Source organism: Microbacterium nymphoidis (genome assembly GCF_021044885.1).
Classification (GTDB): domain Bacteria; phylum Actinomycetota; class Actinomycetes; order Actinomycetales; family Microbacteriaceae; genus Microbacterium; species Microbacterium nymphoidis.
On the sequence record NZ_JAJNOD010000002.1, the window covers coordinates 460,692 to 474,463 of the forward strand.

12 protein-coding genes are annotated in these 13,772 nt (G+C 69.1%); all 12 read left to right on the plus strand.

Annotated elements, in window-relative coordinates; translation table 11 throughout:
• Positions 1–24 precede the first annotated feature (24 nt).
• Positions 25–945: a DMT family transporter gene (locus LQ566_RS11335; protein ID WP_231091809.1), complete on the plus strand. Its 921-nt coding sequence runs from the start codon at positions 25–27 to the stop codon at positions 943–945.
• Positions 942–1,415 carry a DUF2004 domain-containing protein gene (locus LQ566_RS11340; protein WP_231091810.1) on the plus strand — a complete coding sequence of 158 codons (474 nt, stop codon included), beginning with the start codon at positions 942–944 and terminating at the stop codon, positions 1,413–1,415. Before LQ566_RS11335 ends, LQ566_RS11340 begins: the two co-directional genes overlap by 4 nt.
• A 109-nt stretch (positions 1,416–1,524) precedes the next feature.
• Positions 1,525–2,811 (plus strand): aspartate kinase, encoded by a 1,287-nt coding sequence (locus LQ566_RS11345; protein WP_231091811.1) that lies wholly within the window; start codon positions 1,525–1,527, stop codon positions 2,809–2,811.
• Positions 2,812–2,954: 143 nt separating this feature from the next.
• The gene (locus LQ566_RS11350; RefSeq protein WP_231091812.1) at positions 2,955–4,652 is read left to right on the plus strand and encodes a sialidase family protein; all 1,698 of its coding nucleotides are present in this window, start codon (positions 2,955–2,957) and stop codon (positions 4,650–4,652) included.
• Between the two features lie 111 nt (positions 4,653–4,763).
• The gene (locus LQ566_RS11355) at positions 4,764–5,570 is read left to right on the plus strand and encodes an IclR family transcriptional regulator (RefSeq protein WP_231091813.1); all 807 of its coding nucleotides are present in this window, start codon (positions 4,764–4,766) and stop codon (positions 5,568–5,570) included.
• Entirely contained in the window at positions 5,567–6,412 is an 846-nt protein-coding gene (locus LQ566_RS11360; RefSeq protein WP_231091814.1) for an amidohydrolase family protein, read from the plus strand. The genes LQ566_RS11355 and LQ566_RS11360 overlap by 4 nt, the downstream gene beginning before the upstream one ends.
• Positions 6,409–7,734, plus strand: coding sequence for an aspartate aminotransferase family protein (locus LQ566_RS11365; RefSeq protein WP_231091815.1), 1,326 nt, complete (start codon positions 6,409–6,411; stop codon positions 7,732–7,734). The genes LQ566_RS11360 and LQ566_RS11365 overlap by 4 nt, the downstream gene beginning before the upstream one ends.
• Positions 7,735–9,279 carry an N-acyl-D-amino-acid deacylase family protein gene (locus tag LQ566_RS11370; RefSeq protein WP_231091816.1) on the plus strand — a complete coding sequence of 515 codons (1,545 nt, stop codon included), beginning with the start codon at positions 7,735–7,737 and terminating at the stop codon, positions 9,277–9,279.
• A complete protein-coding gene (locus LQ566_RS11375) occupies positions 9,276–10,289 on the plus strand; it encodes a Gfo/Idh/MocA family protein (protein WP_231091817.1) in 1,014 nt (337 codons plus the stop codon). The genes LQ566_RS11370 and LQ566_RS11375 overlap by 4 nt, the downstream gene beginning before the upstream one ends.
• Positions 10,289–11,245, plus strand: a complete 957-nt coding sequence (locus LQ566_RS11380) for a Gfo/Idh/MocA family oxidoreductase (RefSeq protein WP_231091818.1) — start codon at positions 10,289–10,291, stop codon at positions 11,243–11,245. The genes LQ566_RS11375 and LQ566_RS11380 overlap by 1 nt, the downstream gene beginning before the upstream one ends.
• Before the next feature lie 13 nt (positions 11,246–11,258).
• A complete protein-coding gene (locus LQ566_RS11385) occupies positions 11,259–12,116 on the plus strand; it encodes a fumarylacetoacetate hydrolase family protein (protein WP_231091819.1) in 858 nt (285 codons plus the stop codon).
• 31 nt (positions 12,117–12,147) lie between these two features.
• Positions 12,148–13,767 (plus strand): ABC transporter substrate-binding protein, encoded by a 1,620-nt coding sequence (locus LQ566_RS11390; RefSeq protein ID WP_231091820.1) that lies wholly within the window; start codon positions 12,148–12,150, stop codon positions 13,765–13,767.
• Positions 13,768–13,772: the final 5 nt, after the last annotated feature.

Consider the following 13,772-nt stretch of genomic DNA (forward strand, 5'->3'; position numbering starts at 1 on the left):
CGCGCCGTCGAGGAGCGCGCGCCCATGACCGGGTTCACCCGCCGAGGTTGGCTGCTGTTCGCCGCGATGGGGCTGCTCTGGGGCATCCCGTACCTGCTCATCAAGATCGCCGTCGACTCGTTCTCACCGCCCGCGATCGTTGCGGGACGCACGCTCATCGGTGCGCTCCTGCTGTTGCCGTTCGCGATCCGTTCCGGGGCGTTGAAGCAGGCGGCGAAGAAGTGGCCCTGGGTGCTGGCGTTCGGTCTGATCGAGATGGCGGGCCCCTTCCTCCTGCTCGGCCATGCGGAACAGTCGCTGCCCTCGGGGCTCACCGGACTGCTCGTGGCCACCGTGCCGCTGTTCGCAACACTCATCGCCCTCGGCGGCGGCGACCGAGCGGCACTTCGCCCGGTGCGCATCCTCGGTCTCCTCCTCGGTCTCGGCGGCGTCGCGCTCATCGTGCTCGGTCCGGGGGTCGGGGTGACGGACGGGGCGCTCTTCGCGGTGGGCGAGGTGCTCCTCGTGGCGCTGCTCTACGCGATCGCCCCGTTCATCGTGGCGCGCAAGCTCGCCGATGTCCCCTCGATGGGCTCCATCTGCCTGGCTCTGCTCATCGTGGGCATCGGGTACCTGCCCGCTGCGATCCTCACGACACACACCGTCCCGACCGCGCCAAGCATCGTCAGCTTGGTCCTGCTCGGCGTACTGTGCACGGCGGTCGCCTTCCTGGTCTTCTTCGCGCTCATCGCCCAGGTCGGGCCCGTGAACGCGCCGCTGTTCACCTACATCAACCCGATCGTGGCGCTGGTGCTCGGCGTCATCATCATGGGGGAGCACCTGGGCCCCGGCCTTCTCATCGGAGCACCGATCGTCCTCGTCGGCTGCTGGCTGGCCGCCACCGGCGGGCGTCTGCGCCCACGCCCGGTGACCCCCGAACCGGAAGACGCTACGCTCACGCCATGAAGCACAGCAGACATCTGGGCTCGCTCGCGTTTTGCGAGGACGGGGACGAATCCGTCGTGGACGCCGCCGTCGTCGTCGCTGAGCGCCCCGCGCCGGCGACTCTCGTGGTGGCAGATCCGGCCGCCTTCGACGAGGACGCCGTGGAGCGTCTGGATGACGTCCTCGATCGGCTGGACCTGCACGACGCCGGGGCGCGCGAGCGCATCGCCGCAGATCTCGGTGACGAGGGCACCGCGGCCGCCGGTTACTGGCGCTTCTTCCACGAGGAGGTGGAGGGGTGGCAGGACCGTACCCCCGGTGACTTCCTCGACGCCCTGGTCGTGATCCGCGTCGGCATCTTCCCGGACGGTGCCTGGGCGACGGATTCGACGCTCAGCATCGACTACGGCATCGAGGACCCGGAGACGGATCAGCTGCTGGTCGCGCGCTTCCCCGACGGCCGCACGCCGGTGATCAGCTGGGAGAGCTGACCGCGCGCTCTGCGTGACGAGAGGGCGTCACATGGCAGAAGCGGCATGCAACGCCTCGTAAACTGGTGATTCGGTGAGCAGATCGCTCAACATTCACAGGAGTTGCCCCATGGCGTTGATCGTGCAGAAGTACGGCGGATCCTCGGTCGCCGACGCGGAGAGCATCAAGCGGGTGGCCAAGCGGATCGTGGACACGCGTCGTGCCGGACACGATGTCGTGGTCGCCGTCAGCGCGATGGGCGACACCACCGATGAGCTCCTCGACCTCGCGAACGCTGTGGCCCCCATCGCCGCTCCGCGCGAACTCGACATGCTGCTGAGTTCGGGTGAGCGGATTTCGATGGCCCTGCTCGCCATGGCGATCCACTCGATGGGCTTCGAGGCACGTTCCTTCACGGGTAGCCAGGCTGGAATGATCACCGACGCCCACCACGGCGCCGCACGCATCGTCGACGTCACACCCGTGCGCCTGCGCGAGGCTCTGGACGAGGGCGCCATCGTCATCGTCGCCGGGTTCCAGGGCTTCAATCGCGACACCCGTGACATCACCACGCTGGGTCGCGGCGGATCCGACACCACCGCCGTCGCACTCGCCGCGGCGCTCGACGCCGATGTGTGCGAGATCTACAGTGACGTGGACGGCATCTTCACCGCCGACCCGCGTGTGGTCCCGCACGCCCGCAAGCTCGACACCGTCTCCAGCGAGGAGATGCTGGAGCTTGCCGCGAACGGCGCCAAGGTGCTGTACATCCGCGCCGTCGAGTATGCGCGCCGTCACGGCGTGCTGATCCACGCCCGATCCTCGTTCTCCTCGAACGAGGGAACCTACGTTCTTGGCGAGGGCATGAAGAGCCCGCGCGCTGCTGAGGGAGATGCAATGGAAGAGCCCGTCGTCGCCGGTGTCGCCACCGATCTGAGCCAGGCCAAGGTCACCGTGGTCGGTGTTCCCGACGTGCCAGGTAAGGCCGCTGATATCTTCACCATCGTCGCCAAGTCCGGCGCCAACGTCGACATGATCGTGCAGAACGTGTCGGCGGCCAGCACCGGTCGCACCGACATCTCGTTCACGCTTCCCAAGGCCGACGCGGCCACCGCGATCCGCGCGCTGCAGGGCGAGAAGGACGCTGTGGGCTTCGAGAACCTGCTGCACGACGACCAGATCGGCAAGCTCTCCGTGGTGGGGGCGGGCATGCGCGTCCACTCGGGCGTCTCTGCGACGCTCTTCGAGGCGTTGAGCAAGGCAGGCGTCAACATCGAGATGATCTCCACCAGCGAGATCCGCATCTCGGTGGTGCTGCGCGCCTCCGACATCGCCTCGGCCGCCGCAGCGGTGCACACGGCCTACGGACTGGACGCCGACGGCGAGGCCACGGTCTACGCCGGCACCGGTCGCTGACGACACCGTTCCCGAAGGTCCGGGCCCTGTGCGGGCTCGGACCTTCGTCGTTCACCGTTCCATGAATTGACATGGAACGGCGGGTCACTTTAGCTTCCCCAGCACCGACCGGCGACGGGCCGGTCTCGGAGGAGGAGGCAAAGATGCCGAACCGTTTTCCGCGGGTGATCGCGACGCTCGTCGCGACGACCGCCCTGGCGCTGGGGCTCAGCGTCGCAGCGCCCGCGACAGCGGCGCCGTTCGTCGGCGCCGTGCGCTCGTTCGACGGCGAGACCGTCGGCGCAGCGCCGACCGGCTGCACGGTCGTGGGGGACGTGACCGTTCAGCCCGCGGCCCTCGCCGGTGCGCCGGCGAGCAATCGCGCGGTGCGCCTGACCGACGTCAGCGCGTCCGTGCACACCCGGATGACCTGCACGCACGCGGCGTCGGCGCAGAAGTCCGTGACCTTCCGGCTGCTCGCGGCGCAGATGGACACGGGGGCCATCGTCTCTCTCGGCACCTCCGCCACCGATGCCCTCGGCATCTGGCGGTTCTTCCTCACCCGCTCTGGTGGTGACGTGATCGTCAAGGCCTACAACGGCTCAGCCTGGGTGACCCTGGGTACCGCTCCCGGTGTCGATCCGACGTCGCGCTGGATCGAGGTGCGACTGGACGCGACCACCGCGAAGGCGACCATCGAGGTGGATCGGGTGCGATTCCCCACGACCGTTCGCGCGAGCAGCGGCACGACGATGGGTGCGCTCATGATCGGATCCGAGGGCACCGCCCCGGTCGGGCTCAAGCTGTACGTCGACGACCTCGGTATCGCAGAGACGATCCCGGCGTTCCGCACGACGGTGGCAGCGACCGCTCCCGCCGGCTCCGCAATCCGGTTCCCCGGAGCCGTGAAGCTCGCCGACGGCACCGTGCTGGCGTCGTACTACGAAGCTCCCGCCCACGCCGGCACGAACGGCGTGATCAAGCTGGTGCGCAGCACGGACAGCGGGACGACCTGGTCTGCGCCGGCCGTGGTGATCGATCCGCCGTACGATCCGCGTGATCCGAAGCTGGCGGTCCTGACCGATGGCACGCTCCTGCTCACGTACTTCTACACGCAGTGGGGCTCGCCGAACGTCCTCCACGGCACCTACGTGATGCGCAGCACCGACGGGGGAACCACCTGGTCCACACCCACGCAGGTGTCCACGCAGATGAGCTGCGCCTGTGGTCCGGTGACGGGCGGATACCCGCTCGGATGGGCGGCCAACCACGGCCCGATCGTCGAGCTCTCCTCGGGCGACCTGCTAATCCCGCTCTACGGAACGCTGCCGGGCGATGCGCGCCAGCGAGCCACCGTCGTGCGCAGCACCGACGGCGGGCTGACCTGGGACGCGGCGAACGAGGTGACCCTCGCGGTCGGCTCGGTGTCGTTCCAGGAACCGAACCTCTCGGTGCTGCCCTCCGGGGAGATCGTCGCCCTCATCCGGTCGACCTCGAGCCCGGTGCGGGCGTACCTCTCGCGTTCGTTCGACGACGGAGTCACCTGGTCGGCGGCCACGATCACCGATATCCCGGCGGAGTCGCACTCGCAGACGGTGCTCGCCGACGGCAGCGTGCTGCTGACCTACGGCAACCCGGCGCGAACCGGGCGCCCCACCGAAGGTGTGATCATCGCGAATCCGTCGGCGAGCTGGAACGGTCTCGCCGTGCGCTCGACGCTGGTGTACGACGCGGGCAACGGCGATCAGGCGAATCCGTCGAACGTCGAGCTCGCACCGGGCACGTTCCTCACGATGAGCTACGACGTGGTGGCGCGTACGCTCTCGGCGGTGTTCACCCAGCGCTCGGACTACGCGGGCTGACCGTCGCGGCAGGAACCGAAACCCCGGGCGATGCCCGGGGTTTCGGCGTTTCTCGGGTGATCTGCACGAAATGCTTGACATGAAACGCTGCTCCACGTCAGGGTTCATGACATGGAACAGAATTCCACGTCGTATCACTCGCAGGGGCTCTCCCGCGGTCTGGCGGCGCTTCGCGCGCTCGGCGCAGAGCAGCACCCCATGCCGCTGGCCGCGCTCGCTCGCGCGATCGACCTGCCCAAGCCCACGCTCCTTCGCCTCCTGGCCGTCATGGAGCGCGAGGGCTTCGTGATGCGCGTCGGACAGCCGCCCGCCTACGCCCTCGGACCGAGCCTGTATGAGCTCACCGAGTCGCTGGCTCCCGTGGAGATCGCGGAGATCGCCGCGCCGGTGATGAAGGCGCTGGCCGATGACCTCGGCTTCACCTCCAACCTCGGCATCCTGCAGGGGCGGGCCGTCCTGCACCTCGCGGTCGAGGAGCCTGCCCGCGCGCTGCGCATCGCCGCCGGGGGATTCCTCGACCACACCTACTGCACCGGCCTCGGCAAGATGCTGCTGTCGGTGCTCGACGCGCGAGAGGTGGACGATCACGTTCCCACTCGCGCGCCGTACGAGAGTTTCACCGACCACACCATCACGACCCGCGAACAGCTCGATGCCGAGCTGGAGCGCATCCGCGTCCGGGGCGTGAGCATCGACGACCAGGAGCGCAACCGCGGCGTGCGGTGCATGGCGATCCTGGTTCCGGCGGAGGGCGAGACGGCGATCTCGCTCAGCGTGTCGGGACCTGCCGGTGAGCTCTCGGCCGATGACGAAGAGCTGGTCCACCGCGCGCTCACCGAAGCGGCCGCGGCGGTGGCGGCGCTTCCCCGTCTCGGCGCCGCAATGCAGAACGTCCGACGCAGATTGGCCATCGCATGATCATCGACATCCACACCCACTGCCACCTTCCGGAGCACTGGGGGACCGAGCACGAGGAGCACTGGGAGGGCGCGTACGGCGAGCCCTATCCGGTGGTCACCCCGCAGAGCTTCGACGAGGCGATGGCGGGAGTGGACGTGGCGGTCACCTTCGGCATGGCGGCGAGCCAGGCCGGTGTGCGCACACCGAACTCCTTCGTGGCGGACTTCGTCGCGTCTGTCACGACGCCCACCATCGGCTTCGCCGCCATCGATCCGTCGGATCCGGACTGGCGTGATCAGCTGGACGAGGCGGTGGAGCTGGGGCTGCAGGGCGTGAAGCTCTACCCGGTCCTCGCACTGTTCGATCCGCTGTCCCCCGAGTTCGACGACTTCTATCGCACGATGATCCGTCACGGTCTGGTGGTGCTGTGGCACATGGGTGCAACGCCGAGCCCGATCGGCAGCCTCGCCGTCAGCCAGCCCCTCGTGGTCGACGAGGTCGCGCGACGCCACCCGGATCTGGTGCAGGTCATGGCGCACATGGGGCATCCGTGGCAGCGCGACACCAACGTGGTGCTCCGTAAGAACTCCCGTGTGTTCGCCGACGTGTCCGGCGTCCCCTCGCGGCCCATGGACGCGTACCTGGCGCTCGTACACGCCCAGGAGTGGGGGACCGTGGACAAGCTTCTCTTCGGATCCGACTATCCGCTGTGGACGCCGGAGGATGCGATCTCCCGGCTGCAGGGCATCGCAGGGTTCCGGGCGGGAGATCTGCCGTTCGTGCACGAGGAGACCATCGACGAGATCGTGCACCGCGACACCCTCGCGCTGCTCGGACTGACCGTGAAGGAGCGATCATGACGACCATCGATGCGAGGAGCATGGCGGCGCGGGCCGCGGAGATCATCCCGGGCGGCGTGAACTCCGCCACGCGAGCCATCGGAGCGCCCTGGGTGTTCCGCTCGGCGCACGGCGCGACCGTGACGGACGCGAACGGCACTGACTACATTGACTACCACGCGGCGTTCGGCGCGATCCTGCTCGGGCACGGTGACGAGCGCGTCACCACCGCTGTCGAGGACGCCTCGCGCCGCCTCGGACTCGTGGGGCTCGGCATCACAGAACTGGAGCTCCAGCTCGCGGAGCTGATCGTTGCGGCCATTCCGTCCGCGGAGATGACGATCACCACCATGAGCGGCTCCGAGTCGGTGCTGCAGGCGGTGCGCCTGGCTCGCGGGGCCACCGGGCGCAGCCGGATCGTCAAGTTCCAGGGCTGCTTCCACGGGTCGTTCGACGCGGTCGCCCGCAACGTCATCTCGACGCCGGCGCGCGCCTACGGCTGGGACCCGAACTCCTCAGGAATTCTGGATGATGCGCTGCAGAACACGCTGATCGCGGAGTTCAACGATCTCGACTCGGTGCGTGAGCTGTTCTCCCGTCACGGCGACGAGATCGCCGCGGTGATCCTGGAACCCGTCCCGCACAATGTGGGAGCGCTGCTGCCGGAGCAGAAGTTCCTGGAGGGACTGCGGGAGATCACCCGCGAGCACGGCTCGCTCCTCATCTTCGACGAGGTCATCACCGGCTTTCGTCACGCACTCGGCGGGTACCAGGAACTGTGCGGCGTGACCCCGGATCTCACCACCTTCGGCAAGGCGATGGGCAACGGCTTCGCGGTTGCGGGTATGGCGGGCTCGCGCGAGGTGATGAGCAACTTCACCCCGGCGGGGGGATCGGTCATGCTCGCCGGCACGTTCAACGGCAATGCGGCATCGATGGCGGCGGCGATCGCGACCATCGGCGTGCTCTCCGACCCGGACGTCGACTTCTACGGACACGTGCGGGCGCTGGGCGATCGGATGCGGGCCGGGATGCGTCAGATCACGTCGGACCTCGGCATCCCCGCCGTGGTGACCGGACTCGGCTCGGTGTTCGTCACGTACTTCCTGGAGGGGGAGGTGCGCGGCTACCGCGACCTCATGCGCAATGACGACCACGCCTACGCGGAGTTCCACCGGCGCATGACCGGTGCGGGATCGCTGATGTACCCGATGGCCCTCAAGCGCAACCACATCTCGCTGGCGCACACGGAAGCCGATATCGACCGCACGCTGGAGAGCGCAGCCAGCGTGCTGGCGGCGATGCAGCGCGACGGCGAGTTCGGCCGCGGAAGCGAGCGGTAGATGCCCGCGAAGCGCAGAACCGCACTGTTGTCGGGCACCGTGGTCGACGGCTCCGGCGACGCGCCCTTCGTCGGTGACGTGATCGTCGCCGACGGCCGGATCGAGGCGGTCATCCCGCTCTCCTCGCGTCCCGCGACCGGGTACGACGCGGAAGCCGTCGACGCGGCCGGGTTCGTCGTCGCACCGGGCTTCGTGGACATCCACTGTCATTCCGACCTCACGCGCCTCACCTATCCCGATGCCGAGAGCCGGATCACCCAGGGCATCACCACGGAGGTCATCGGAAACTGTGGCATGTCCGCTGCGCCGACCGGTGGCGATGCCGCGGGGCTGGCGGAAGTCATCGCGACCATCGATGTCACTCCCGACCAGGCCCGGCCGTGGGCGAGCGTCGCGGAGTGGCTGGCGGTGCTGGATTCCTCGCCCAGCGCGGCGAACGTGGCCGCACTGGTCGGACACGGCTCCGCCCGCCACGCCGCAGCCCCCGGGCGTGGCACGCAGCTGACCCCAGCAGAGCTGACGGCACTGGTCGCCGAGGTCGACGCAGCACTGGATGCGGGCTGCGTCGGCGTGAGCCTCGGACTCATGTACGCGCCCGGTGAATCCGCCGCGCGGGACGAGCTCTCCGCGGTCGCGGACGTCGTGGCCCGGCGCGACAGTCTGCTGGCTGCCCATCTGCGCGACTATGACGCCCGGGCACTGGACGACTCGATCGCGGAGCTCACAGCCATCGCCGGTGATGCCCGGGTGCAGGTGTCGCACCTGCGGGCGACGCACGCGGACGGACGCTTCGCCGAGACCCTCGCGGGTCTCGAGCGGCTGCGTGAGGGCCAGGACCTCGCCGCGGACTGCTATCCCTACACCGCCGGTCACACCACGCTGCTCCAGCTCCTGCCCTCCGAGGTCCGCGCAGCCGGCCCCGCTGCAGCGCTCACGCTCGGCCCCGAGACGCTGGCGCAGCTGCTGCGGGAAGCCGGATGGGAGGCAGATCAGATCATCGTGATGAAGGCCGCCGCCACCCCCGGAGCCGTCGGCATGAGCCCCGCCGCGCATCCTGATCCCTGGGGCTGGCTCGCACACACGCTCGTCGCGAACGACGCACTCGTCGATGTCGCCGTGGAGAGCGGTTCGGCCGCGGACGTGGACCTGGCGCTGCAGACTGGGTGGGTCACGATCGGCTCGGATGGCACGGCGCTGTCCGCCGGGCACCGGACATCGGCACCGCACCCGCGTTCGTGGGGGACCTTTCCCGCGGCCTTCCGCCGCATGCGCGCCCTCGGCGTGACGCTGCCGTCCGCCGTGCGGCGGATGAGCGTGGCCTCAGCGGAGCGCATCGGCGTGCCGAGCGGACTGCGGGCAGGACTGCCCGCCGACATCGTCGTGTTCTCCGAGGAGGAGCTGGACTCCCGCGCCACGTTCGCGGCTCCGGCACAACCCTCGGCCGGCATCCGCGACGTCTTTGTGAACGGCATCGCCGTGCGCCGCAACGGCGCAGCGACGGGAGCGCGGCCCGGGCGGCTGCGCAGGAAGGAGCACGCGCTGTGAACGACTCACGAGCGCTGGGAGTCGCCATCGTCGGCGTCGGCGGTATCGCCGCCTCCCATATGGCGGCTCTGCGTGCGATGACGACCGCACGCCTGGTCTGCGTGCAGGACATGGACCGCGCCCGCGCCGGCGCGGTGGCCGTCGAACAGGGCTGCGCGGTCGAAGACCAGCTGGCCGACGTGCTCGCCCGCGAAGACGTGGACGCGGTCATCGTGTGCACCCCCAACCTCACGCATCAGAGCATCGGCACCGCCGTCCTGGAATCCGGCCGGCACCTGCTCATGGAGAAGCCGCTGGCGATGACGGTCGACGCCGCCCGCCAGCTCGCCGTGCTCGCGGAGGAGCGAGAGCTGGTGCTGGCCGTCGGGCACAGCCACCGATTCTCCGCACAGAGCAGGGCCGTGCACGACGTGGTCGCCTCCGGCGAGATCGGCGCGCCGCGGTTCGCGCGCATCGTGATGAACGGCGGCTGGATCTGGCCGGGATGGCAGGCCTGGGTGCTGAATCCGGCGGTCTCAGGAGGTCACTCCCTGCACAACGGCGTGCACCTCACGGATCTCGCCGCCTGGTGGATGGGCGAGCAGCCCGACACCGTGTTCGCCCGGGGGCAGGCGGTCACCAGCCGCGCCCTCGACATCGCCGACTACCTCGTGATTGAGCTGGGCTTTCCCAGCGGGGCAAGTGCGGTGTGTGAGGTGAGCCGTGGCGAACGGCCCCGGAAGGCGTCGTACCTCGAGTTCACCGTCGTCGGCACCGAGGGCGTGGTCACCCGCAGCTGGGATGCCGACGGCATCCGGGCGTGGCAGGAGGAGGGACTGTCGATGTGGGCGCCGGATGGCGCAGCCGGCGACGTGTTCGTCACGGAACTGGAATCGTTCACCGCGGCGATCCGCGGGGAATCCGCCGTGGTTCCGCCGGTTGCTGACGCCGTGGATGCCGTGCGGGTCGCGGCCGCGGCGGAGGAGTCGTTGCACACGGGCCGCCTGGTCCGGCGGGAAGGAGCACGCTGATGGCTGGGGTACCGGTACTGCTGGCGGGCACCGCCGGGGTGGGACGTCAGGACCACCAGTCGTCGATGTGGGCTCCGGCGCTCGCCGCTGCCGGGCTCATGCCCGCCGGCGTGTGGTCGCCCGGTGACGATGATGCTGAGAGGGAGCGCGCGGCGAGACTGGCGAGCATGCTGAACGTGCCCTTCGAGCAGGGGGATCTCCCTGACCTCGCTGCGGGCACCGCGATCGTGGCGTGCCTGCGCGGAGAGAGCCGACGACGTCTGCTCGCCGCAGCCGGCCCGGAGGTCGCCGTGCTCGTGGACAAGCCGACCCTGGATAGCACCACCGAGATCGCCGCCCAGCTCGGCAGCGCTTCGACCTCGCGGCTGCTGTCTGGCCATCATCTTGCCGCGCACCCGTCCTTCGTTCGCGCGGCCGCTGCTGTCCGCGACGGTGAGGTCGGCCTGCTGCGCGCCGTGATGATCGATCTCGTCGTGGCTGAGGGTGATGGCCCCAGTCCCGAGGGTGATCTGCGCAACATCGGCGCCCACGTCGTCGATCTCATGCTGCGACTGACGGGGCCGGCCGTCACCACGCTCGCGACTTCGGCGCTCGCCGCCGATGCCGTCACCTTCCTCGGCCAGACCGAGCGGGACGTGGTGCTCTCCGGCCACGTTTCGCGGACGGCGTCGGGCGAGGGAACCCTGCTGGCGCGGATGCGGGTGGTGGGCACCCACGGACACATCGACGTCGACCTCGCCCGCCCGGCGCTGCAGGTACGCACCGCCACCACCAGCCGGTTCGCGGGATACGGCACCGGATCGGTCGTGGCGCGACTGCGGGAGCTGCGGCGGGTGAGCGACGGGGCGCGCCCCGGCGAGAGCGCCGCCTCCTGGCTCGCCGTGTCGAGGTTCCTCGACGCGGTGAGCGAATCCGCCGAGCGCGGCGTCGCGGTCACCGTGAATGAGCAGGGTTGAGAGGACAGAGCAGATGAGACTGATCACCTTCGAGCACGACGGCGTCGTGCAGCACGGAGTCGTGGACGGCGACGAGGTCGCCGTCATCGGAACCGGGGATCTGGCCGCGGTCGTGGCGGGGGCCGTCGCGGCACCGAACGGAAGCCGCGTTCCCCTCGCCGGAGTGCGGGCTCTGGCCCCTGTCCTACGGCCCGGCAAGGTGCTGGCCGTTGCTGCGAACTACCAGGAGCACGTCACCGAGAGCGGTAGTAAGCCACGCGATGTGGTCACGGCGTCGCCGCGGCTGTTCCTGAAGCCGGACACCAGCGTCGTCGGCGATGAGGCCGAGGTCGAGCTCGCCGCGATCACGACGCAGTTCGACTGGGAGGCGGAGCTCGCGGTCGTCATCGGGCGCACCGCACGCGAGGTGGCGGTGACCGAGGCCCTGGATCACGTGTTCGGCTACGCGACCAGCAACGATCTGTCGGCGCGCAGCCTCGCCCTGGACGCACCCCGTGACGGAGAGGTCTGGACCGGGTTCTTCGACTGGCTGGAAGGCAAGTGGCTGGACGGGTCGGCCCCCATCGGCCCGTACCTGGTGACGGCGGACGACGTCCCCGATCCGCAGCGCCTGGCCGTCACGCTCACGCTCAACGGCGAGACGCGGCAGTCGGGCAGCACGGCCGACATGATCCACTCCGTCGCCGAGCTGGTCGCGTTCTCATCGCGGCTGATGACGCTGAAACCCGGCGACGTCATCCTCACCGGGACCCCGGCCGGCGTCGGTGCGACCACAGGGACGTTCCTGAAACCCGGAGACGTCCTCGTCACCGAGGTCGAGGGACTCGGCGCCCTCACCACCCGGATCGTCGCGCCCCACGCCGACAGCTGAACACGAGCACCACACGAACAAAGGAGTTCCCATGCGTTACAAGTCACTCATCGGCCTGGCCGCGCTCGGCGTGGTCAGCGCCCTCCTCGCGGGATGCACCTCGGCGCCCCCAGAGGAGAGCGGCGGACAGACGTCGGCCGCAGACGCCTCAGCCAACGTGTACCTCTACCAGAAGCCGGTCACCTTCAACCCGCTGAAGCCGGCCCAGGGCGCGGAGCAGCTGACGATGTCGCTGATCTTCGACAACTTGTTCACCACGGATCCGGACTTCTCGTTCACGCCTCGCCTCGCGGAGAAATGGGAGGTGTCCGACGACGCCAAGACGTTCACGTTCCATCTGCGTGAAGGGCTGACGTGGAGCGACGGCGAGCCGTTCACCGCACAGGACGTGCTGTTCACCTACAACCTCGCCGCCAATCCGAAGGTCGGCGGCGCGTGGAGCGCACGTCTGTCCGGCGTTGAGGGCTACGCCGCTTTCCAGGACGGCTCGGCCACGTCGCTGTCGGGGCTCACCGCGCCCGACGACAACACCGTGGTGTTCCAGCTGTCCGCGGCCAACGCCGGCTTCCTCTCGCTGATCGGATACGGATCGGTGATGTTCATCCTCCCCGAGCACATCCTCGGCGAGAAGGATCCGGCAACCCTGCTGGAGGACCCCTGGTTCGCCCAGCCGACCGTCGGCATGGGACCGTACGTGATGAAGGCCTTCAACGTCGACCAGGACATCGAGCTGGAGGCGAACCCCGACTACCGCTCCGAGGTGGGCATCGACCACCTCTACCTGAAGATGCTCACCAGCGACGTGGCCACCGCCCAGCTGGGCACCGGAGAGATCGACCTGGTCCAGGTGTCCGCGCTGGACCTGGACGCGGTCACCTCCCTGCCCGGCGTCTCCGTGGTCTCGAAGCCGTCCGCGGGCTTCACCCGCATGGCCGTGAACTTCAGCAAGCCCCGCTTCGCCGACGAGCGTGTGCGGCAGGCGCTGGTGTACGCGATCGATCGACAGGGGATCATCGACGGCGTGCTCGGGGGAGAGGCCTCTCTGCTCAACAGCGACATCATGACCTCGTGGGCGCTGCCCGATGACCTGGAACAGTATCCGCATGACCCCGCGAAGGCGAAAGAGCTGCTCGCGGCGGCGGGATTCGACACCTCTCAGGAAGTGAAGATCTCCTGGGTCCCCGGTCAGCGCGACCGTGACCAGATGGTCAATGTCATCATCGAGAACCTGAAGGAGGTCGGCATCGCCGCCGTCGCCAATCAGGTGGATGCCGGTGCTCTCACGGCGAGCTACAGCGATGGCAGCTACGACCTCGCACTGTTCGGCGGGGGCGTATACACGCCGGACCCGGCGAGCACCATGCCCATCGTCGCGTGCGAGCAGAAGTTCCCGGCGGGTGCGAACACGGCGCTCTTCTGTGACCCCGCACTCGACAAGGCGATGCTCGACGGCCAGCAGATCGCCGGCCAGGACGAGCGCGCCGCGATCTACCAGGAGGCCGCACGACTGGACAACAAGCTCGTGCCCTATGTGTGGCTCAACGTTCCGAACACGATCTGGGCCACCAGCGAGCGGCTGACCGGCTTCGAACCGCACGGTGACTTCACGAACGGGTTCTGGAACGCCGCCGACTGGAAGATCGCGGGCTGATCGAA